The sequence below is a fragment of the Burkholderia sp. AU45274 genome, assembly GCF_030482505.1.
Classification (GTDB): Bacteria; Pseudomonadota; Gammaproteobacteria; order Burkholderiales; family Burkholderiaceae; genus Burkholderia.
On sequence record NZ_JAUJQE010000020.1, the window covers coordinates 26,262 to 47,434 of the forward strand.

Annotated in this window: 17 protein-coding genes; 16 read left to right on the forward strand and 1 reads right to left on the reverse strand. The window is 63.5% G+C overall.

The features are described 5' to 3' along the window. The first annotated feature begins 13 nt into the window (after nucleotides 1–13). Together QZM35_RS36305 and QZM35_RS36310 are read left to right on the forward strand one after the other, a co-directional pair. On the forward strand, nucleotides 14–1,294 hold the full coding sequence (locus tag QZM35_RS36305; RefSeq protein ID WP_301777697.1) for a dihydroorotase: 1,281 nt from the start codon (nucleotides 14–16) through the stop codon (nucleotides 1,292–1,294). A gap of 19 nt (nucleotides 1,295–1,313) precedes the next feature. Further along, on the forward strand, nucleotides 1,314–2,171 hold the full coding sequence (locus QZM35_RS36310; RefSeq protein WP_089472264.1) for a 1-acyl-sn-glycerol-3-phosphate acyltransferase: 858 nt from the start codon (nucleotides 1,314–1,316) through the stop codon (nucleotides 2,169–2,171). A gap of 32 nt (nucleotides 2,172–2,203) precedes the next feature. Here QZM35_RS36310 and QZM35_RS36315 read toward each other — a convergent pair whose 3' ends face one another. After that, nucleotides 2,204–3,043, reverse strand: coding sequence for a symmetrical bis(5'-nucleosyl)-tetraphosphatase (locus QZM35_RS36315; RefSeq protein WP_174973413.1), 840 nt, complete (start codon nucleotides 3,041–3,043; stop codon nucleotides 2,204–2,206). A 342-nt stretch (nucleotides 3,044–3,385) separates the two neighbouring features. Here QZM35_RS36315 and rfbB point away from each other — a divergent pair, with 342 nt between their 5' ends. From rfbB to QZM35_RS36385, 14 genes are all read left to right on the forward strand, one after another. Further along, complete coding sequence (rfbB, locus tag QZM35_RS36320) at nucleotides 3,386–4,447, forward strand: dTDP-glucose 4,6-dehydratase (protein ID WP_089424662.1); 1,062 nt, start codon at nucleotides 3,386–3,388, stop codon at nucleotides 4,445–4,447. A gap of 11 nt (nucleotides 4,448–4,458) precedes the next feature. Next, entirely contained in the window at nucleotides 4,459–5,352 is an 894-nt protein-coding gene (gene rfbA, locus QZM35_RS36325) for a glucose-1-phosphate thymidylyltransferase RfbA (protein ID WP_089424663.1), read from the forward strand. Continuing rightward, a complete protein-coding gene (rfbC, locus tag QZM35_RS36330) occupies nucleotides 5,337–5,888 on the forward strand; it encodes a dTDP-4-dehydrorhamnose 3,5-epimerase (protein ID WP_089424664.1) in 552 nt (183 codons plus the stop codon). The genes rfbA and rfbC overlap by 16 nt, the downstream gene beginning before the upstream one ends. After that, a complete protein-coding gene (gene rfbD, locus QZM35_RS36335; protein WP_089424665.1) occupies nucleotides 5,881–6,780 on the forward strand; it encodes a dTDP-4-dehydrorhamnose reductase in 900 nt (299 codons plus the stop codon). Before rfbC ends, rfbD begins: the two co-directional genes overlap by 8 nt. A 402-nt stretch (nucleotides 6,781–7,182) precedes the next feature. Beyond that, nucleotides 7,183–8,631 (forward strand): mannose-1-phosphate guanylyltransferase/mannose-6-phosphate isomerase, encoded by a 1,449-nt coding sequence (locus QZM35_RS36340; RefSeq protein WP_301777698.1) that lies wholly within the window; start codon nucleotides 7,183–7,185, stop codon nucleotides 8,629–8,631. Further along, entirely contained in the window at nucleotides 8,631–9,425 is a 795-nt protein-coding gene (locus tag QZM35_RS36345) for an ABC transporter permease (RefSeq protein WP_089424667.1), read from the forward strand. Before QZM35_RS36340 ends, QZM35_RS36345 begins: the two co-directional genes overlap by 1 nt. Continuing rightward, nucleotides 9,425–10,645: an ABC transporter ATP-binding protein gene (locus QZM35_RS36350; protein ID WP_089424668.1), complete on the forward strand. Its 1,221-nt coding sequence runs from the start codon at nucleotides 9,425–9,427 to the stop codon at nucleotides 10,643–10,645. Before QZM35_RS36345 ends, QZM35_RS36350 begins: the two co-directional genes overlap by 1 nt. Next, entirely contained in the window at nucleotides 10,612–12,081 is a 1,470-nt protein-coding gene (locus QZM35_RS36355) for a methyltransferase domain-containing protein (protein ID WP_254600199.1), read from the forward strand. The genes QZM35_RS36350 and QZM35_RS36355 overlap by 34 nt, the downstream gene beginning before the upstream one ends. Then, nucleotides 12,081–15,791, forward strand: a complete 3,711-nt coding sequence (locus tag QZM35_RS36360) for a glycosyltransferase (protein ID WP_301777699.1) — start codon at nucleotides 12,081–12,083, stop codon at nucleotides 15,789–15,791. Before QZM35_RS36355 ends, QZM35_RS36360 begins: the two co-directional genes overlap by 1 nt. Nucleotides 15,792–15,806: 15 nt before the next feature. Then, a complete protein-coding gene (gene gmd, locus QZM35_RS36365) occupies nucleotides 15,807–16,841 on the forward strand; it encodes a GDP-mannose 4,6-dehydratase (protein ID WP_089424671.1) in 1,035 nt (344 codons plus the stop codon). After that, complete coding sequence (locus QZM35_RS36370) at nucleotides 16,819–17,736, forward strand: NAD-dependent epimerase/dehydratase family protein (protein ID WP_089424672.1); 918 nt, start codon at nucleotides 16,819–16,821, stop codon at nucleotides 17,734–17,736. The genes gmd and QZM35_RS36370 overlap by 23 nt, the downstream gene beginning before the upstream one ends. Continuing rightward, complete coding sequence (locus tag QZM35_RS36375) at nucleotides 17,733–18,884, forward strand: glycosyltransferase family 1 protein (RefSeq protein ID WP_089424673.1); 1,152 nt, start codon at nucleotides 17,733–17,735, stop codon at nucleotides 18,882–18,884. The genes QZM35_RS36370 and QZM35_RS36375 overlap by 4 nt, the downstream gene beginning before the upstream one ends. 25 nt (nucleotides 18,885–18,909) lie before the next feature. Then, complete coding sequence (locus QZM35_RS36380; RefSeq protein WP_089424674.1) at nucleotides 18,910–19,986, forward strand: glycosyltransferase family 1 protein; 1,077 nt, start codon at nucleotides 18,910–18,912, stop codon at nucleotides 19,984–19,986. Then, nucleotides 19,983–21,173 (forward strand): glycosyltransferase, encoded by a 1,191-nt coding sequence (locus QZM35_RS36385; protein ID WP_301777705.1) that lies wholly within the window; start codon nucleotides 19,983–19,985, stop codon nucleotides 21,171–21,173. Before QZM35_RS36380 ends, QZM35_RS36385 begins: the two co-directional genes overlap by 4 nt.

Below are 21,173 nucleotides of genomic sequence, written 5' to 3' on the forward strand. Positions count from 1 at the left end.
TCACAGACAGCGCATGAAGATTCATATCAAAGGCGGCACGCTGATCGACCCGGTCGCCGGCACCGAGCAGCAGGCCGACGTATTCGTCGCGGACGGCAAGATCGCCGCGCTCGGCACGGCGGCGCCGGCCGGTTTCAACGCGGACAACACGATCGACGCGGCGGGCCTGATCGTCGCGCCCGGCCTCGTCGACCTGTGCGCGCGGCTGCGCGAGCCCGGCTACGAGCACAAGGCGACGCTCGCGTCCGAGATGGCCGCGGCCGTCTCGGGGGGCGTCACGACCCTCGTGTGCCCGCCGGATACCGACCCCGTGCTCGACGAGCCGGGCCTTGTCGAGATGCTCAAGTTCCGCGCGCGCAACCTGCACCAGGCGAACGTGCATCCGCTCGGCGCGCTGACGGTCGGCCTCAAGGGTGAGGTGATCACCGAGATGGTCGCGCTGACCGAGTCCGGCTGTGTCGGCTTCACGCACGCCAACGTGCCGGTGCGCGACACGCAGGTGCTGCTGCGTGCGCTGCAGTACGCGAGCACCTACGGCTACACCACGTGGCTGCGCCCGCAAGACGCCTTCATCGGTCGCGGCGGTGTCGCCGCGAGCGGTGCGCTGGCGTCGCGGCTCGGGCTGTCCGGCGTGCCGGTCGCGGCCGAGACGATCGCGCTGCACACGATATTCGAACTGATGCGCGTGACGGGCGCACGCGTGCACCTCGCGCGGCTGTCGTCGGCGGCCGGCCTCGCGCTCGTGCGCGAGGCGAAGGCCGAGGGGCTGCCCGTGACCTGCGACGTCGGCGTGAACCACCTGCACCTGATCGACGTCGACATCGGCTACTTCGATTCGCAGTTCCGGCTCGATCCGCCGCTGCGCAGCGAGCGCGATCGCGAAGCGATTCGCGTGGCGCTCGCCGACGGCACGATCGATGCGATCTGCTCCGACCATACGCCGGTCGACGACGACGAGAAGCTGCTGCCGTTCGGCGAAGCGACGCCGGGCGCGACCGGGCTCGAGCTGCTGCTGTCGCTGACGCTGAAGTGGGCCGACGAGACGCGTACGCCGCTCGCGCAGGCGCTGCGCCGCATCACGTCCGCACCGGCCGACGTGCTGAAGCTGCCGGCCGGCCGCCTTACCGAAGGCGGCGCGGCCGACCTGTGCGTGTTCGACCCGCGCGCGCACTGGCGCGTCGAGCCGCGTGCGCTGAAGAGCCAGGGCCACAACTCGCCGTTCCTCGGCTACGAACTGCCGGCCACCGTGCGCGCGACGCTCGTGGCCGGGCAGGTCGCGTTCGAGCGCCACTGAACCACGCCGGACTATCGCCATGATTGCCATTCGCAAGCTGCGTCTCGTCTTTCACCTGTTGCGCGGCATGGCGATCGTCGCGCTGCGTTTTTCGCACGTCACGCCCGCGCGCCGCGCCGAGCTGATACGCCGCTGGTCGCTCAAGTTGCTGCGGATCTGCGGGATGCGTCTCGTCGTCCATAACGACAGCGCGCGGCTCGACGCGAGCGCGCTCGTGGTCGGCAATCACGTGTCGTGGCTCGATATCTACACGGTCAACGCGTGGCGGCCGACGCCGTTCGTGTCGAAGGCCGAGGTGCGGCAGTGGCCGGTGGTCGGCTGGCTCGCCGAGAAGCTCGACACCGTGTTCCTGCAGCGCGAGAAGCGCACCGAGGCGATGCGCGTCATGCACGAGATGGCCGAGCGCCTCCGCAACGGCGGGCTGATGTGCGTGTTTCCGGAAGGGACGACGACCGACGGGCAGGAGTTGCTGCCGTTCCACGCGAACCTGTTCCAGGCCGCGGTATCGGCCGGCTGCGCGGTGCAGCCGATCTGCCTGATGTACGAGGACGCGCACGGGCGGCAGTCTGTCGCACCGGCCTACACGGGCGAACTGGCGCTTGGCACGTCGCTCGACATGGTGCTGCGCGGCGGCCCGCTCGTCGCGCACCTTTACGTGTGTGAACCGATCGCGCCGGGGGGCGACCGGCGGGCGACGTCCGCGGCGGCGCGCGATGCGATCGGGGCTGCGCTCGTGAAGCTGCAGGCGAACGTCGGCAAACCGACGGCCGAGTCGCTCGCGGAGCTGGCCAAACATGCCTATCCTGCGACCGAGGTTGGCGCCGGCGCGGCAGGGCATGAGGCGGCCGACGCACCGGTGCCGGGGCGCGAGGGTTGACTCGCTTCCCGGTCCCGCGAATCAGTCCGTAATCACTCGCCGCCCGGCGCGCGGCACGCTTCGCACTGCACCTGCGTGACCGTGCGCTGCGCCGGATCGGCCGTCAGCCGCACGGCCGACAGCTGGTTACCCCACACGCACCCCGAATCGAGCGCGACGACGTTCTCGCGCACCATCAGGCCGAGCGCGGCCCAGTGGCCGAACACGACCGTCACGTCCTCCGTGCGGCGCCCCGGTACGTCGAACCACGGCAGGTAGCCGGGCGGCGCGCTGTCGGGGCCGCCGTTCGCCTTGAATTCCATCGCACCGTCGGGCGTGCAGAAGCGCACGCGCGTGAACGCGTTGAACGCGACGCGCATCCGGTCGCGTTTTTTCAGGTTCGGACTCCACTGGTTCGGCTCGTTGCCGTACAGCTTCTGCAGCGTGTCGCGCCAGTCGGGCGCGCGCAGCGCGCGCTGGAGTTCGTCGGCGAGCTCGAGCACGAGCGTGGCATCCCACTGTGGCAGCACGCCCGCATGCACGAGCAGCATCCCGTTCTCCGCATGCACGAACGGGCGGTGGCGGACCCAGTCGAGCAGCGCATCGGCGTCGGGTGCGTCGAGGATCTCGCCGATGGTGTCGCCCGGGCGCTCGGTGCGCAGGCCGGCGGAGACCGCGAGCAGGTGCAGGTCGTGATTGCCGAGCACGACGGTCGCGCGCGGGCCGAGATCGACGAGTGCGCGCAGCGAGGCGAGGGAGTTCGGTCCGCGGTTGACGACGTCGCCGGCGATCCACAGCGGCGTGTCGGCGGGGGCTGAAAGCTTTTCGAGCAAAGACTGGAAAGCGGAATGACAGCCTTGGATGTCGCCGATGGCGATGGGGGGGTGGGTCATGAGAGGCAAGTTGTTACAAATCTTGGCGCGAGACGGAAAAAGGGATGGTTGCCGGAATGTGGCCCGGGCGTGTTTGTGGGATTTTAACGTATTGATTTGAATCGAAAATCTTAAGATTTTGCGGGTCTGGCACACTGTATCAAGTTGTTAGCGACGTGGCCTTTGGGCCGTGTCGCTTCTTATAATCGACCGCTTCGCAACAAAATTAGCATTTCATGACTTTGACGGTTACGGTCAGCAGTTAGAATGCCCGCCTTAGGGGCGCGCACGGTGACGTTGCCGCGTTCAGAATTCGTGGCGGCTCGGGCTTGAGGCCCGCCATGTATGACTAGAGGGGGCCTCATGATCCTGGTGACGGGCGGCGCGGGTTTTATCGGTGCCAATTTCGTAATCGACTGGCTGCGTCAATCCGACGAGGCCGTACTCAATGTCGATAAACTGACCTACGCAGGCAACCTTCGTACGCTTCAATCGCTGAACGGAAGCTCGAAGCACGTATTTGCCCGCGTCGACATCTGCGACCGTGCGGCGCTCGACGCGCTGCTTGCCGCACATCGGCCGCGCGCGATTCTGCATTTCGCGGCGGAAAGCCATGTCGATCGCTCCATTCATGGTCCGGCCGAGTTCGTTCAGACCAACGTGGTCGGTACGTTTACGCTGCTCGAGGCTGCGCGTCATTACTGGAGCGCGTTGCCCGATGCGGAACGAGCGGCCTTCCGTTTCCTGCACGTGTCGACCGACGAAGTGTTCGGTTCGCTGTCCGCCACCGACCCGCAGTTCTCCGAAACGACACCCTATGCGCCCAACAGCCCGTACTCGGCGACGAAAGCGGGCTCCGATCACCTGGTGCGTGCCTATCATCATACGTACGGCCTGCCGACGCTCACGACGAATTGCTCGAACAACTATGGTCCGTATCAGTTCCCCGAAAAGCTCATTCCGCTGATGATCGCGAATGCACTCGCCGGGAAGCCGTTGCCCGTCTACGGCGATGGCCAGAACGTGCGCGACTGGTTGTACGTCGGCGATCACTGCAGCGCGATTCGCGAAGTGCTCGCGCGCGGCACACCCGGCGAGACCTACAACGTCGGCGGCTGGAACGAAATGACGAACCTCGACGTCGTGCATACGCTGTGTGATCTGCTCGACAACGCGCGACCCATGGCGCAAGGCTCGTATCGCGACCAGATCACGTACGTGAAGGATCGCCCGGGGCACGATCGCCGTTATGCGATCGACGCGCGCAAGCTGGAGCGTGAGCTGGGCTGGAAGCCGGCCGAGACGTTCGCGACCGGCCTCGCGAAGACCGTCGCCTGGTATCTCGAAAACCAGGCGTGGTCTGACGAGGTGGCTTCGGGCGAATACCGCAAGTGGGTCGAGACCAACTACGCAGAGCGCGTTTGACAGGAGTGGCGATGGCACGCAAGGGCATCATTCTCGCCGGCGGTTCAGGCACACGGCTGTATCCGATTACACACGCGGTATCGAAGCAGTTGCTGCCGGTGTACGACAAGCCGATGATCTACTACCCGCTGTCGACGCTGATGATCGCGGGTATTCGGGACGTGCTGATCATCTCGACACCGCAGGACACGCCGCGCTTCGAGTCGATGCTCGGTGATGGCAGCCAGTGGGGGATGAATATCGCGTATGCGACGCAGCCGTCGCCGGACGGACTTGCGCAGGCGTTCGTCATCGGCCGGACCTTTGTCGGCAACGATCCTTCGGCGCTCATTCTCGGCGACAACATTTTCTACGGGCACGATCTCGCGAAGCAGCTCGAGCGCGCGAACGAGCGCGACGCAGGCGCGACCGTGTTCGCCTATCACGTGCACGACCCCGAGCGTTACGGCGTGGTGGAGTTCGATCGGAACTTCCGCGCGCTGTCGATCGAGGAGAAGCCCGCGCAGCCGCGTTCGCAGTATGCGGTTACCGGGCTGTACTTCTATGACAACCGCGTGTGCGACATCGCGGCAGACATCAAGCCGTCGGCGCGCGGCGAACTGGAAATCACCGACGTCAATTCACGGTATCTCGCGGACGGTGCATTGAATGTCGAGATCATGGGGCGCGGCTATGCGTGGCTCGATACAGGCACGCACGATTCGCTGATCGAGGCGGCGACGTTCATCGCGACGCTGCAGAAGCGTCAAGGGCTCGTGGTCGCGTGTCCCGAGGAGATCGCGTACCGCCGCAACTGGATCGACGCGGAGCAGGTGCTGAAGCTGGCACAGCCGCTCGCGAAGAACGCCTACGGACAGTATCTCCGGAACCTACTCACTCACCAGGTCGCATGGCAATCCACGTAACGACAACGGCACTGCCCGAAGTCAAGCTCATCGAGCCGAAAGTCTTCGGCGACACGCGCGGTTATTTCTACGAAAGCTTCAACGGGCGCGAGTTCGCGCAAGGCGTCGGGGCCGACGTCGAATTCGTCCAGGACAACCATTCGCGATCGACGAAGGGCGTGCTGCGCGGGCTGCATTACCAGATCGAACATGCGCAGGGCAAGCTCGTGCGCGTGATCGAAGGCGAGGTATTCGATGTGGCGGTGGACATTCGCCGCAGCTCGCCGAATTTCGGGAAGTGGGTCGGCATGGTTCTGTCGGCGGACAACCATCGTCAGCTTTGGGTGCCGCCCGGTTTCGCGCACGGTTTCGTCGTGTTGTCGGCGGCCGCGCAATTCCTTTACAAGACCACCGATTACTGGTTTCCCGAGCACGAGCGCAGCATCATCTGGAACGACCCGGAGATTGGAATCGCTTGGCCGATCGACGGCGAGCCGGTCCTGGCATCGAAGGACGCGGCCGGCAAGCGTTTGAGCGAATCCGACGTCTATGCGTAAAGGCGACACGAACGCCTCACCGACGATCCTCGTGACGGGCGTGAACGGGCAGGTTGGCTTCGAGCTGTTGCGGACGCTGCAGGGGCTCGGGCGTGTGGTGCCGTGTGACAGGTCGACACTCGATCTGTCCGATCTCGAGCGCGTGCGCACGTTCGTGCGGGACGTGAAGCCGTCCCTGATCGTCAACCCTGCCGCGTATACCGCGGTGGATCAGGCAGAGACCGACGTCGATGCTGCACGCCGCCTGAATGCCGACCTGCCGCGTGTATTCGCGGAGGAGATGGCGCGCAGCGGCGGTGCGCTCATTCACTATTCGACCGACTACGTGTTCGACGGTACGAACACCGAGGCGTATACGGAAACCGATGCGACGAATCCCGCCAACGTTTATGGCGCGACCAAGCGTGACGGCGAACGGGCGATTGCGGCGACCGGGTGCGCGCATCTGATTCTGCGAACGAGCTGGGTGTACGGCCGGCGCGGCAGGAACTTCCTGCTGACGATGCTGAAGCTGGGTGCCGAGCGCCCCGAACTGCGGATTGTCGCGGACCAGGTCGGTGCACCGACGTGGTCGAAGACGATCGCCGCCGCGACGTCGCACATCGTCGCGCAGGGCACGGCATCGATCGGGACCGACTGGTGGGCGCGCCGCTCCGGCGTCTATCACCTGACCTCGGCCGGCGCGACGTCGTGGTGCGGTTTCGCCGAAGCCATCTTCGCGGTCGCCATGGCATCGCATGCACCGAAAATCGTGCCTATTGCGTCGAGCGACTATCCGACGCCGGCAAAACGGCCTGCGAATTCGAGACTGGCGATGGACAAGCTGGGCGCGACGTTCGGACTGCGGATGCCTGACTGGCGCGATGCGCTGGCGCTGTGTCTAGCCGAATGATCCTGTCCCGGAGCGGGCTGATCGTCTGGCGGGCGAAGCCCGGATGGCGGTCGCGGAGGCCGGCTCTCGGCCAGGAGGGCGTTGCCAGGCTTGACGCAGCGACCGTTCTGGTGCGTTCGGCGAGTTTTAAGTGACCGATTGGTAACGCTCGGGTACGTGACCCGGTGGTTTGGCTGCCGATCAGGATCGAGCAGGGGCACGACGGTCGCGCTGCGTGCGCGTTCGGGCCTTGTCTGGCGGCCGTCCCGGGTCAACCGCCGTTTTCGGTGGGAGTGGTGCCGGCTATAATTCCGTTCCGGCCGGGTCTCGCATGACCGGCTGGCAACCATGCCGGCCGGTGTATGGATGTAAGTGGCGAAGGCGTTGGCTTCGCCAGCGAATACTAAATGTGGAGTGAATGTGATGTTAATCCCCGTCATCCTGTCCGGTGGTGCCGGTACGCGACTTTGGCCCGTCTCTCGCGAAGGGCATCCCAAACCGTTCATGAAGCTCGCCGATGGCGAGAGTCTGCTGCTGAAAACCTACCGTCGCGCTGCCGCGGCGGTCGGCGGCGGTGACGACGCCCAGAGCGGAGAATTGCTGACGGTCACCAACCGCGACTACTACTTCATGAGCAAGGACGAGTTCGTGAGCGCGGCGCTCGGCGAACAGCGGCCCGGCGTGTTCATGCTCGAGCCGGCCGGTCGCAACACGGCGCCCGCCGTGGCAATGGCAGCGCATCATGTCGCTGAAAAATACGGGCGCGACGCACTGATGCTGGTGCTCGCGGCCGATCACCTGGTGCAGGACCAGAAGGGTTTCGTGGCCGCTGTCGCGAGCGCAGCCGAACTGGCGAAGCAGGGCCGGCTGGTGACGTTCGGCATCGTGCCGACGAGCCCGGATACCGGCTTCGGCTATATCGAGGCAGGCGAGCCTGTCGGAGCCGGTCGAGCGGCGCTGCGCTTCGTCGAGAAGCCGGATGCAGCGAAGGCGGCCGAGTACCTGGCGGCGGGCAACTATCTGTGGAACTCGGGCATGTTCTGTTTCAAGGCCGGCGTCATTCTGGACGAGATGGCCCGCCATGCCCCGGACGTCGCCGCGGCCGCCGAAGCATGCTGGGCGGCGCTGCAGGAAGCCAACAAGACGTCGACGCAAATGCTCGAGATTCCCGCCGAATCGTTCGAGAAGATGCCCGACATCTCGATCGACTATGCAGTGATGGAGCGCTCGTCGAACGTGGCGGTGGTGCCCGCCAGCTTCGGTTGGAGCGACATCGGCTCGTGGGGCGCGGTGCGCGACCTGGTCGAGCCTGACCAGGACAGCAACCGGGCCGTCGGCGATGCGATCTTCGTCGATAGCCGCAACATGTACGTGCAGACGCAGGATCGCGTCGTGGCGTCGGTCGGCGTGGCCGACCTGATGATCATCGATACGCCCGACGCATTGCTGGTCGCCCATCCTGACCGCGCGCAGGATGTGAAGCAGGTGGTCGCCCGGCTGAAGAAACGTAATCACGACGCGTACAAGCTGCACCGCACCGTGAGCCGCCCGTGGGGTACCTACACGGTGCTGGAAGAGGGGCCGCGGTTCAAGATCAAGCGGATCGAAGTCAAGCCGGGTGCGAGCCTGAGCCTTCAGATGCACCACCATCGCAGCGAGCACTGGATCGTCGTGAGCGGGATGGCCAAGGTCGTCAACGGCGATCAGGAGATTTTCGTCCGGACCAACGAGTCCACCTATATTCCTGCGGGGCACAAGCACCGCCTCGAGAATCCGGGTGTGCTGGACCTGGTGATGATCGAGGTGCAGAGCGGCGAGTATCTGGGAGAGGACGACATCGTTCGTTTCCAAGATGTATACGGGCGGGCTTGATGCTGGGCATGCTGAGAGCCCTGTGGGCCTATCGCGGCTTCATCCTGGGAAGCGTCAAGCGGGAATTTCAGTCCAAGTACCGTAATTCCCTGCTGGGCGCAGCATGGACCGTCCTCAATCCGCTTGCGATGATCGTCGTTTATACGGTGATCTTCTCGCGTGTCATGCATGCCCGGTTGCCCGGCGTGGACAGCACCTTCGCGTACAGCGTTCACCTGTGCGCCGGCGTTCTGCCATGGGCCATGTTCGTGGAAGTCGTCAGCCGAGGGCAGACTGCTTTCATCGACAACGCCAACCTGCTGAAAAAGCTGAGCTTTCCGCGGCTGTGTCTGCCGGTGATCGTGGTCGCCAACGCGCTGGTCAGTTTCGTGATCGTCTTCGCGCTGTTCACTGCATTCCTGGTGATCACCGGGAATTTCCCCGGCATTTCGTATCTCGCGATTTTTCCGGTGCTGCTGGTGATGACGCTGTTCGCGATCGGCCTTGGCGTTACGCTGGGCGTGCTGAATGTATTTTTCCGTGATGTCGGGCAGTTCTTCGGAATCGTGCTGAATTTCTGGTTCTGGCTGACGCCGATCGTCTATTCGGTCAACATTCTGCCGGATAGCGTGAAGTCCGCGATGCGATTCAATCCGATGGCGCCGGTGATCCAGTCGTTCCAGGTCGTACTGGTGCAGCGCGTATGGCCGGACTGGCAGGCGCTCTGGCTGCCGGCCGTGTTGGGTATCGTCCTGTGTCTTTTTGGCCTGGGCCTGTTCCGCAAGCATGCGGGCGAAATGGTGGATGAACTCTGATGGGCACCATTACCGTTACCAATCTGGGCAAGGCCTACAAGCAGTACCCGACACGCTGGTCACGTCTCGTCGAGTGGATGGACCCGCGTCGCAAGGAGCATCACAAGCTGCACTGGGTGCTGCGCGACGTGAATTTTTCGGTGCGCGCCGGCGAGGCGATCGGCATCATCGGCATCAACGGCGCGGGCAAGAGCACGCTGCTGAAAATGATCGTCGGGACCACGCAGCCGACTGTTGGCAGCGTGTCGATGACCGGGCGCGTCGCTGCACTGCTGGAGCTCGGGATGGGGTTTCATCCGGACTTCACCGGGCGCCAGAACGTGATGATGGCCGGTCAGTTGCTGGGCTACAGCGTCGACGAACTGACCGCGATGATGCCCGAGATCGAAGCGTTTGCCGAAATCGGCGAATACATCGATCAGCCGGTGCGCGTGTACTCCAGCGGCATGCAGATGCGTCTCGCGTTCAGCGTCGCGACGGCTCGACGGCCCGACGTGTTGATCGTCGACGAAGCGCTATCGGTCGGCGATGCGTATTTTCAGCACAAGAGCTTCGACCGCATCCGCGAGTTCGGCAAGAAGGGCACGACGCTGTTGATCGTTGCGCACGACAAAGCCGCGATTCAGGCAATCTGCGACCGCGCGATCCTGCTGAATGCGGGGCGGCTGGAGATGGAGGGGCCGCCCGAAGCGGTCATGGACTACTACAACGCGATGCTGGCCGATCGTGAGAACAGTGAGGTCAGGCAGGAAAAGCTGGACAGTGGTGCGGTGCAGACCGTTTCCGGAACCGGCGAGGCACTGATCGACGAGGTTACGCTGCTCGATCGGTCAGGCCAGCCCGTCGAGATCATCGGCGTCGCGCAGCCAGTCGCGTTGCGCGTCAAGGTCAAATGCGTCAAGGCGATTCCCGAATTGGTCGTCGGGTACATGATCAAGGACAGGCTCGGGCAAACGGTGTTCGGAACGAACACCTATCACCTGAAGCAGGTGCTGGTCGATCTTGCCGAAGGCCAGATAGTGGAATTGCTTTTCGAATTCACGGCGAACATCGGCGTGGGCAGCTACTCGGTTGCCGTTGCACTGCATACGGGCGATGCGCATCTTGCAAATAACTACCAGTGGCGCGATCACGCGCTGGTGTTCAACGTCGTGAACATAAAGATGGATGATTTCGTCGGTGTGGCGTGGCTGCCGACGACGGTGAGGAGTTTGCCGTAGTGGACAGTTTTTATCGTGCGTTCGAGGACCGGCATCGCGGGTCGCGAGATCTGATCAAAAGCCGGCTGGCGAAGTACGCGGCGTTCTTTCAGCCGCTGGCGGCGTTGCACCCCGGCGCGATGACGTTCGATGTCGGGTGCGGTCGCGGCGAGTGGCTGGAACTGATGATCGAAGCCGGTTTTGTCGCGTCGGGTGTGGATCTCGACGACGAAATGCTTGAAGCGTGCCGTGAGCGAAATCTACCGGTATCGAAGGGCGACGCGATCGAGCATCTCGCGACGCTTGACTCGGACAGCCATGCGCTGATCTCGGCTTTTCACGTCGTCGAACACGTGAGCTTCGAGCAATTGAAGACGCTCGTGAGCGAAGCGCTGCGCGTGTTGAAGCCCGGTGGCCTGCTCATTCTCGAGACGCCCAATCCGGAAAACATCGCTGTGGCGACGTGCAACTTCTATATCGATCCGTCGCACCAGAAGCCGGTGCCTCCGATGCTGCTCTCGTTCGTTGCCGAACACGCTGGGTTCGATCGCGTCAAGGTCGTGCGTCTTCAGGAGCCCGAGGTATTGCGCGACGCGAAAACGAAGGTTCACCTCCTGAACATCCTCGGTAGCGTGAGTCCCGATTACGCGATCGTTGCGCAGAAGGCGGCCAGTTCGGCGCAAGGCGCGTTCGACGCGGCATTCGATGCCGATTACGGCCTGACGATCGATGTCCTTGCGGATCGCTACGAAACACGGCTGGCCTCGAATCTTTCTCATGTCGACGCGAGGGTGGAGCGTGCGGAGGAGGCGCTGCGGCTTTCCGCAGAGCGGTGGAGCGAGCTGGTCGACCGGCTGCAGACGGTGACCGAGCAGTTGAAGTTCGCAGAGGAGCGCTATCAGCGCGTCGAAGAGCGAAACCGGCTGGCTGACGAGCGACGCCAGCTTGTCGACGAGCGCAGCCAACTGGTCGAGGAGCGAAACCAACTGGTCGAGGAGCGAAACCAACTGGTGGACGGAGAGCGCCAGCATGTCGAGCGCCAGGTACTCGAATTGCAGGCACGCCTCGAACAGGCCGAGGCCATGATGCATCAGGCGAATGCGCAACTGCATGCGATGTATCACAGCACGTCGTGGAAAATCACCCGCCCGCTTCGGATCGTCGCGCTCGTGCTGAAGGGGCAAGGGAAGACGGTTTTCAAGGCCGGACTCAAGCGCGTCATTCAGCAGACTGCACGATTCGGCGACGAGCACCCTTCGTTCAGGCGGTTCGCCGTTTCCGTGCTCAACCGTTTTCCCGGTCTCAAGCAACGGCTGATTCCCGTTGTTTCCGGGACGGTGCGTCCCTATTCCGCACGACCCGACGTGCCGCCGGAGAGTCTGAGTCCGCGCGCGCAACAAATTCATGCTGCATTGGCATTTGCAGCGAAGAGCTACAGCAAGAAGGAGGGGGCGTAATGCGGATCGTCATCGATATGCAAGGTGCGCAGAGCACCGGTTCGCGCAATCGAGGCATCGGCCGTTACACCCAGGCGATTGCAAAAGGCCTGGTGCGCAATCGCGGAGAGCACGAGATCTTTCTGGCGCTGAGCGACCTGTTTCCCGAGACCATTGAGCCCATTCGCGAGGCGTTTTCACATGTGCTGCCGCTCGAGAACATTCGGGTCTGGCACGCCGCAGCCCCTGTTTCGCACGTTGAAAAATCGAACGATTGGCGGCGGCATGCGGCGGAACTGGGATTCGAGTCGTTCCTGTGTACATTGAAGCCGGATTTCATCTATGTCACGAGTTTGTTCGAGGGGCTTGGCGACGATGCGGTCACGAGCGTCCATCGACTGCAGCACGATATTCCGGTCGCGGTCACGCTTTACGACCTGATTCCGTATATCAACCCCGATCCGTACCTGAACAATCCGGTCATCAAGTCCTGGTATCTGGAGAAGGTCGACCATTTGCGCCGGGCTGATTTGTGGCTGGGTATTTCGGAGTCCTCGCGTCAAGAGGGCATCAAGTACCTGGGGCTGCCCGCAGACTGCTCGATCAACATCGGCACCGACGCAGACGATGCATTCCAGTCCATCGACGTTTCCCCGGAACGGGAAGCGACGTTGCGCAAGCAATACGGGCTGACGAAACCGTTTGTCCTGTACACCGGCGGCATCGATCACCGCAAGAACGTCGAAGGCCTGATTCGGGCCTATGCGCTTTTGCCTGAAGCGGTACGACGTGATCACCAATTGGCGATCGTGTGCTCGGTGCAGCCCGCGAATCGGCAGGAACTCGAGCGCTTGGCACAGCAGCATGGCCTGAGCCAGGGCGAGGTGGTGCTGACAGGCTTCGTGCCGGACGAGGATTTGCTGTATTTCTACAACCTGTGCACGCTGTTTGTGTTCCCGTCGTGGCACGAGGGTTTCGGTTTGCCCGCATTGGAGGCGATGCGCTGCGGGGCGCCCGTCATCGGCGCCAACACGTCCAGCTTGCCGGAAGTCATCGGTTGGGATGATGCATTGTTCGATCCGCATTCCGACGCGGCGATTGCCGACGCAATCCGTCGCGGTCTGACCGATGCGCCGTTCCGCGAAGCATTGATTCGGCACGGGAAAGAGCAGTCGCGCCGCTTCTCGTGGGATGAAAGCGCACGCCGCACCATTGCAGCCATGGAGCAGTGGCATGTTCGGGGCAAGCAGCCCGCGCATCGACAGGAGTCGCGGCGCCCGAAGCTCGCCTATGTTTCTCCGCTGCCGCCTGCTCGCACCGGCATAGCGGACTACAGTGCCGAACTGCTGCCTGAGCTTGCGCATTTCTACGATATCGATGTCATCGTCGATCCGGATACCGCCGGGAATCCGCAGTTCGATGGCGTGATGGTAAGGTCTGCTCAGTGGTTCCTTGACCATGCCGGCTTGTATGACCGTGTGGTCTATCACTTCGGCAATTCGTCCTTCCATCGCTACATGTTTCCGCTTCTGGATGTCATTCCCGGAGTGGTGGTCCTGCATGACTTTTTCCTGTCGGGCATCGTTGCGGAAATGGACGGCCAGGGATGGCGGCCGGGTGGCCTGTCGCAGGCGTTGTATGAGGACCACGGCTACGCCAGCCTGGCCGAGCGCCATCAAAAAGCGGATCCGGCGGATGTCGTCTGGAAGTATCCGTGCAGCCTGGAGGTGATTCAGAAGAGCCTGGGCCTGATCGTCCACTCCGGGAATTCGAAGCGCCAGGCCATGCGCTGGTATGGCGGCGACCTTGGCGACTGGGTCGAAATTCCCCACATGCGAGACAACGATGTCGACCTCGACCGGGCTGGCGCGCGCGCCGCACTCGGTATTGCGGAAAGCGACTATCTGGTCTGTGCATTCGGATTGCTGGGGCCGATGAAGCTGAACCTGCAATTGCTGAAGGCATGGGCTGCATCGTGTCTGGCAAAGGACGCGACCTGTCATCTGGTGTTTGTCGGCGAGAACAATCCGGGGCAATACGGGCAGGACGTGTCGCGCCTGATCCGCGAGCTCGGTTCGACCGCCAACGTGCGGATCACGGGCTGGGCGGATATTTCGATTTTCCGCCAGTATCTCGCGGCTGCCGACGTCGGTGTGCAGTTGCGAACCCTGTCCAGAGGTGAAACGTCCGGCACTGTGCTGGATTGCATGAATTACGGCAAGGCCGTCATCGTCAACGCGAATGGCAGCATGGCCGACCTTGACGACGACGCCGTATGGAAACTGCCAGACGCATTTACCGAGCCGCAACTCGTCGAGGCGCTGGAAACCTTGCGCACCGATACCGAGTTGCGGACGAAACTGGGTCGTACCGCGCGGGAGCTCATCGTGAGCCGCCACGCTCCGGATCTGTGTGCGCAAGCGTATCGCGATGCAATCGAGCGCTTCCATGTTGCAGGGTTGGCGCATCCCGCGATACTGGCGCGCGCAGTCGTCGCAGAGGCCGGCGCAGCCGAGGACAACCAGTTGCAGCAGGCCGCGGCGGCCATGGCCCGGAACGTTGTGCCGCGCAATGCGAAGCGGCAACTGCTGGTGGATATCTCCGAGCTCGCTCAACACGATGCGAAAAGTGGCATCCAGCGGGTGGTGAGGAGTCTTGTCAAGGAATGGCTGGAGCATCCCCCCGCCGGGTTCAGGGTGGAGCCGGTTTATGCGACGGCGGCGCAGTCGTATACTTATGCCCGCCGATTCACCGCCGAGCTGATGGGTTTCGAAGACGCGTGGCTGCATGACGCGCCTGTCGATTACGGGCCCGGCGACATCTTTCTCGGCCTGGACCTCGCGCCAGAGCTCGTGCCTGCGCAGCGGGCGTTCTACCAGAAGCTCCGGCACCAGGGCGTGCAGGTCAAGTTTGTCGTGTACGACCTGCTGTGTATTTTCCTGCCCCAATATTTCGGTCCCGGCGTTGCCGAGAATTTCGCCAAGTGGCTGGACGTCGTCGCGGAGAGCGACGGTGCGTTCTGCATTTCGGAGGCCGTCGCGGGCGATCTGGCTCGATGGATGGCGCAACATGCGCCGGAGCGCGCAGCCCGCTTCGCGATCGACTGGTTCCACCTGGGTGCGGATATTCAAAATTCCGTCGCATCGACGGGGCTTCCCGCCGATGCCGGGAACTTGCTGGCGACGCTGAAGAAATCACCGTCCTTCCTGATGGTCGGGACGCTGGAGCCTCGCAAGGGGCATGCGCAGATCCTGGATGCATTCGAACGGCTGTGGCAGGAAAATCGGCAGGTCAACCTTGTCCTGGTGGGCAAGCAAGGCTGGTTGGTAGGGGATCTGGTCCCGCGGCTGAAGAGGCATCCGGAACTCGGCCGGCGCCTGTTCTGGCTGGAGGGTATCAGCGACGAATATCTGGAAGCGCTTTACGCCGCATCGTCGTGCTTGATCGCCGGCTCATACGGAGAGGGCTTCGGCCTTCCGCTGATCGAGGCGGCTCAACACGGGATTTCCATCATTGCCCGGGATATCCCCGTGTTTCGGGAAGTCGCGGGAGATCACGCCTATTATTTCTCCAGTGAGACCGGGCAGGATCTGGCCGTTGAAATCAACGCCTGGCTGGAACTTGAAAGCAGGGGGCAGGCGCCTTCGTCCGAAGGCATGGCTTATTTGACCTGGGCCCAAAGTTCTCGCGACCTGGCGAAGCTTTTTACAAAAAGCGCATCACTTTCGTAAGGAAAGAGCATCACTATGAAGACAGTCATCATCACCGGCATCACCGGCCAGGACGGCGCCTATCTCGCCGAACTCCTGCTCGACAAGGGCTACACCGTTTACGGTACCTATCGTCGCACCAGCTCGGTGAATTTCTGGCGTATCGAAGAGCTGGGCATCGCCAAGCATCCGAACCTGCACCTGGTCGAATACGACCTGACCGACCTGTCGGCGAGCATTCGCCTGCTGCAGACGACCGGCGCGACCGAGGTGTACAACCTCGCGGCGCAGAGCTTCGTCGGCGTGTCGTTCGACCAGCCGGTCACGACCGCCGAGATCACCGGCGTCGGTCCGCTGAACCTGCTCGAGGCGATCCGCATCGTCAATCCGAAGGTTCGCTTCTACCAGGCAAGCACGTCCGAAATGTTCGGCAAGGTGCAGGCGATTCCGCAGATCGAATCGACGCCGTTCTATCCGCGCAGCCCGTATGGCGTGGCGAAGCTGTATGCGCACTGGATCACGGTGAACTACCGCGAGAGCTACGACATCTTTGGTTGCAGCGGGATCCTGTTCAATCACGAATCGCCGCTGCGCGGCCGCGAATTCGTCACGCGCAAGATCACCGATTCCGTCGCCAAGATCAAGCTCGGCCAGCTCGACGTGCTCGAACTGGGCAACATGGACGCGAAGCGCGACTGGGGCTTTGCGAAGGAATATGTCGAAGGTATGTGGCGCATGCTGCAGGCCGACGAACCGGATACGTTCGTGCTGGCCACGAACCGTACCGAAACCGTGCGCGACTTCGTGCGCATGGCATTCAAGGCGACCGGCGTCGACCTCGAATTCAAGGGCAGCGATGTGAACGAGATCGCCGTCGATGTCGCAACCGGCAAGACGGTGGTTCGCGTCAATCCGAAGTTCCATCGCCCGGCCGAGGTCGACCTGCTGATCGGCAATCCGGAGAAGGCGAAGCAGAAGCTGGGCTGGGAGCCGAAGACAACGCTCGAGCAGCTGTGCGCGATGATGGTTGAAGCGGATCTGCGACGCAATGAACTCGGCTTCTCGTTCTGACGTGCCGCGCGCGCTGGTCACGGGGCTCGGCGGCTTTACCGGCGACTATCTGGCGCAGTCGCTGAGGGCGGCTGGCTATCGTGTATTCGGCACCGCGCACGGTGCCGAAGCGATCGGGTCCGACATGTATCGGGTGGATCTGTGCGACCGCGCGGAACTGGCGAAAGTCGTCGCCGACGTACGGCCGGACGTGGTCGCGCATCTCGCCGCGATCGCGTTCGTCGCGCACGGTGACGCCGACGCGATCTATCGCACGAACGTGGTCGGCACGCGCAACCTGCTGGAGGCGCTTGCTAACCAGGAAAGCCGTCCGAAAGCGGTTTTGCTCGCCAGCAGCGCCAACATCTATGGCAACGCGGCGGTCGAGGTCATCGATGAATCCGTCGAGCCGAATCCGGCGAACGACTACGCGGTCAGCAAGCTGGCGATGGAGTACATGGCGCGCCTCTGGCACGACAAACTGCCGATCGTCGTTGCACGCCCGTTCAACTACACGGGCGTCGGCCAGTCGCCGCAGTTCCTGCTGCCGAAGATCGTCGGCCATTTCCAGCGCGGCGAGCGCGTGATCGAGCTCGGCAACATCGATGTCGAGCGCGATTTTTCCGATGTGCGCCGCGTGGTGGACGCGTACCGGCGCCTGCTGCAACTCGCGCCTGCCGGCGGCGTGTTCAACGTCTGCTCCGGCCGGGCGGTGTCGTTGAAGTCGGTGATCGCGCTGATGGAGCAGATCGCCGGCTACTCGATCGAGGTGCGCGTCAATCCGGCTTTCGTGCGCGCGAATGAAGTGCGCCGATTGCAGGGCGACGGCACGCGGTTGCAGGCCGCAGTCGGGCCGCTCGAGGATATTCCGCTGGAAAGCACGCTGCGCTGGATGTTTGGCGGAGGGCGTGGGTGAAGGTAGGTTTCGGCACGACTGCGCTTGCCCGGAGCAGTGCGCATGGCGGTGTTGACGGCATCGGTTCGTATACGCGCGAATTGGGGCGGGCGCTGCTGGCGCGGGGCGGGATCGGCCTCGTTCCCGCGGGCTTCGGTGCGGTTGTCGGCAACGATGTGTTTCCGGGGGCTCGGCCGCCGGTCAATCTCGGTCGGCATGAGGTCGCGACGGTGCTGGGCGCGGTGACACCCTGGACGTCCATCGACGAAAGGGCGCTGCGCGCAGAAAGCGTGGACGTGTTCCATGCGACGGATCACCTGATTCCCAAACTGTCTTCGGCACCGGTCATCGCGACGCTGATGGACGCAATTCCGCTGTCGCATCCGGAATGGACGACGATCCGACTGGCGGCGCTGCGCCGCTGGTTACTGCGCCGCTCGGGAACCTGGGCTGATCATGTGATCACGATTTCCGATTATTCGAAGCGGGAAATCGTCGAGCATTTCGGCATCGCGCCGGAACGGATTTCCGTCGTTCCGCTGGGCGTGCATCCTCGTTTCTTCGAACGGATCGATCAGGCCGAGCGCGCCGAAGTACTGAAGCGGCTTGGCTTGCCGGCGCAATTCTTCCTGTGTGTGGGGACGCTGCAACCGCGGAAGAATCTCGAGCGGGTACTCGACGCGCACGCGGGCTTGCCGGCGGACCTGCGCCGTGCGATACCGCTGGTCATCGTCGGACGCGCCGGGTGGGGCTGCGAGCAACTCGTCGCGCGTTTGGGCGCGGGAGGTGACGGCAACGTTCGCTGGCTCCAGTATCTGCCCGATCACGACGTGCGCGCGCTGATGCAGTCGGCCAGCGCGCTCGTGTTCGCGTCGCTGTGCGAAGGTTTCGGGCTGCCTGTCGTGGAAGCCTTCGCGTCGGGATTGCCGGTCGTGGCGTCCAGCACGACATCCGTTCCCGAAGTCGCGGGCGATGCGGCGATTCTGGTCGATCCGTCTCGTACCGACGAGATAGCGGACGGCATGAGAATGATCGTCGAGCAGGAGGGCAAGGCCGATATGCTCCGCGGAGCCGGACTCGCGCGTGCGCGGGAACTGAACTGGTCGGCATGCGCCGAGAAGACGGTGGCCGTGTACGAAGCCGTTCTGCGCGGGACGCGTTATTCATGAGTCAATTCGCTTCGAGGAGCGTCGCGTGAAGTTGGGGGTGGATATCACCTGGATGGTGGGCAATTACCGCGGCATGGGGCGCTACGCGCGACAACTGGTGGAGCCGGTCAGCGCGTCGGTGCTGGGCCTCGGTCCCAGCGGCGTGCATGCGGACGACTGGCCGTGCGTCAGCGCAGGGCGCGGCTTCTTCCCATGGTGGGAGCAGGTCGAGTTGCCGCGCCGGTGCCGTGAACAGAAGCTCGACTATTTGCTGTGTCCGTACAACACGGGGCCGTTGCAATCCACCGGCAACACGCGGATCGTCGCGGTCGTCCATGACCTGATCTACCTGAAGCCCTGGAATGTGCTGCCGCCGGCGCGATCGCTGTATCAGACCGCCGGGCGCATCTATCGTCGCCAGGTGGTGCCGAGGCTCGTGCGTCGGGCCGACGCCGTGTTGACGATCTCTCGGTTCACGCAGCGGGAGCTGATGGAGCGGTTCGGGTTGCGTGAGGCGGACGTCCCCGTCATTCCGTGCATGATTGCGGATGACTGGTTCGCGCCGCCGGTGAGTCAGGTTGCGCGCGAGCCTTACTTGTTCACGGTCGCGGGGGAGGCGCCGAGCAAGAACGTCGATCGGCTGTTACAGGCCTTTGCCGTGGCGCGCCCCGCACTCGGTGACGATGCACGGCTGAGGATCGCAGGGATCAAGTCCGACCATCACACCCATTTCCTCGCACGGGCGGACGCACTCGGGCTGACGGGCGTCGTCGAACTGCTTGGCTATGTGTCGCGGGAGGAGTTGCGCGAGCATTACCGCCGAGCCCGCGCATTCATTTTTGCGTCGTTGTTCGAAGGGTTCGGAATTCCGTTGCTGGAGGCGATGGCCTCGGGTACGCCCGTCGCGTGCAGCAACACGACGTCGATGCCCGAGATCGCTGGTGAGTGCGGCCTGCAGTTCGATCCCTATTCGGTGGAAGATATGGCGGAACAGATCCGCAGGGTGTGGGACGACAGCACGCGATTCGACGTGGCGGCCGGTGCCGGGATGGACCGCGCACGCACCTTCTCAGCATCGGCCGTTCGTCCTTCGATTCAGGATTTCTGGGCGCGTCTGTCATGAGCCAGGACAGGAAGAAGCTGCTGGTGCTGACGCCCCGGTTTCCGTATCCGGTAATCGGCGGCGACAAGCTGCGGATCTATCACCTCTGCCGCGTATTGTCCCGCCATTACTCGCTGACGCTGCTGAGTCTGTGCGAGAGCGACGAAGAGATGCACGCCGCGTTACCCGACGATGGCGTGTTCGACCGGGTCGAACGGGTCTTGCTGTCCCGTCGGCGATCCTACATCAACACGCTGCTCGCGCTGCCCACGCGCACGCCGCTGCAGGTGGCGTACTACCGGAGTCGCGCATTTGCGGCGGCCGTATCGCGATTGCTGCCGTCGCACGACGGCGCATTCGTGCATCTCGTGCGCTGCGCGGAGTATGTCCGCCGGTCGGACAAGCCGCGCATCCTGGAAATGACCGATGCGATCTCGCTCAACTACAGCCGCGTGAAGCAGTTGAAGAAAGCGCGCGGGTTGAAGTCGCGTGTGTTTGGCATCGAGGCGAGGCGCCTGCTCGACTACGAGCGCACGATCGTCGACGATTTCGACCTGTCGGTGCTGGTTTCCAGGACCGACCGCGATTACCTGTTTCCCGGCGCGTCCGCCGGGAAGGTGATGGTGTGTTCGAACGGCGTTGATCTGTCGAACTTGCCGTATACCGCACGCAGCATGGCGAGCCGCATCCTGGTTTTCATCGGCGACATGCGCACCGTCCAGAACCAGGACATGTGCCACTTTTTCGCCGAAGCGGTGCTGCCGTTGCTGCGCAAGCGTGCCGACTATCGCTTCCGGATCGTGGGGTCCATCGCCCCCGCGCTGGCCGAGCAGTTTCGCGCGTACGACGGCGTCGACGTGACCGGCCGGGTCGAGTCAGTCGCGCAGGCCGCGGCCGACGGCGCGATCGGCGTGTGCCCGATGCGCATCGGCGCCGGCGTGCAGAACAAGATTCTCGAGTACATGGCGCTCGGGTTGCCTGTCGTCACCACGTCGCTCGGGTACGAGGGCTTGGGCGCGGAAAGTGGCCGGGATCTGCTGATCGCCGATACGCCGGGAGAATTCGTCAGTCGTATCGAGCGGCTCGTCGCCGACGAGCCCGCGGCGGTCGAGATGGCTGGGCACGCGCGCGCCTTCGTCGAGCGCGAGCACGGATGGGAGCGGATGATTGCGCCGCTCGTTGACCGCATCGGTGCGTTGCTGGCCTGA

Excerpts from the sequence above, each read along its gene's own strand:
- QZM35_RS36305 (WP_301777697.1), top strand. The coding sequence starts at position 14 with ATGAAGATTCATATCAAAGGCGGCACGCTGATCGACCCGGTCGCCGGC.
- QZM35_RS36310 (WP_089472264.1), top strand. The coding sequence starts at position 1,314 with ATGATTGCCATTCGCAAGCTGCGTCTCGTCTTTCACCTGTTGCGCGGC.
- QZM35_RS36315 (WP_174973413.1), bottom strand. The coding sequence starts at position 3,043 with ATGACCCACCCCCCCATCGCCATCGGCGACATCCAAGGCTGTCATTCC.
- rfbB (WP_089424662.1), top strand. The coding sequence starts at position 3,386 with ATGATCCTGGTGACGGGCGGCGCGGGTTTTATCGGTGCCAATTTCGTA.
- rfbA (WP_089424663.1), top strand. The coding sequence starts at position 4,459 with ATGGCACGCAAGGGCATCATTCTCGCCGGCGGTTCAGGCACACGGCTG.
- rfbC (WP_089424664.1), top strand. The coding sequence starts at position 5,337 with ATGGCAATCCACGTAACGACAACGGCACTGCCCGAAGTCAAGCTCATC.
- rfbD (WP_089424665.1), top strand. The coding sequence starts at position 5,881 with ATGCGTAAAGGCGACACGAACGCCTCACCGACGATCCTCGTGACGGGC.
- QZM35_RS36340 (WP_301777698.1), top strand. The coding sequence starts at position 7,183 with ATGTTAATCCCCGTCATCCTGTCCGGTGGTGCCGGTACGCGACTTTGG.
- QZM35_RS36345 (WP_089424667.1), top strand. The coding sequence starts at position 8,631 with ATGCTGGGCATGCTGAGAGCCCTGTGGGCCTATCGCGGCTTCATCCTG.
- QZM35_RS36350 (WP_089424668.1), top strand. The coding sequence starts at position 9,425 with ATGGGCACCATTACCGTTACCAATCTGGGCAAGGCCTACAAGCAGTAC.
- QZM35_RS36360 (WP_301777699.1), top strand. The coding sequence starts at position 12,081 with ATGCGGATCGTCATCGATATGCAAGGTGCGCAGAGCACCGGTTCGCGC.
- gmd (WP_089424671.1), top strand. The coding sequence starts at position 15,807 with ATGAAGACAGTCATCATCACCGGCATCACCGGCCAGGACGGCGCCTAT.
- QZM35_RS36370 (WP_089424672.1), top strand. The coding sequence starts at position 16,819 with ATGAACTCGGCTTCTCGTTCTGACGTGCCGCGCGCGCTGGTCACGGGG.
- QZM35_RS36385 (WP_301777705.1), top strand. The coding sequence starts at position 19,983 with ATGAGCCAGGACAGGAAGAAGCTGCTGGTGCTGACGCCCCGGTTTCCG.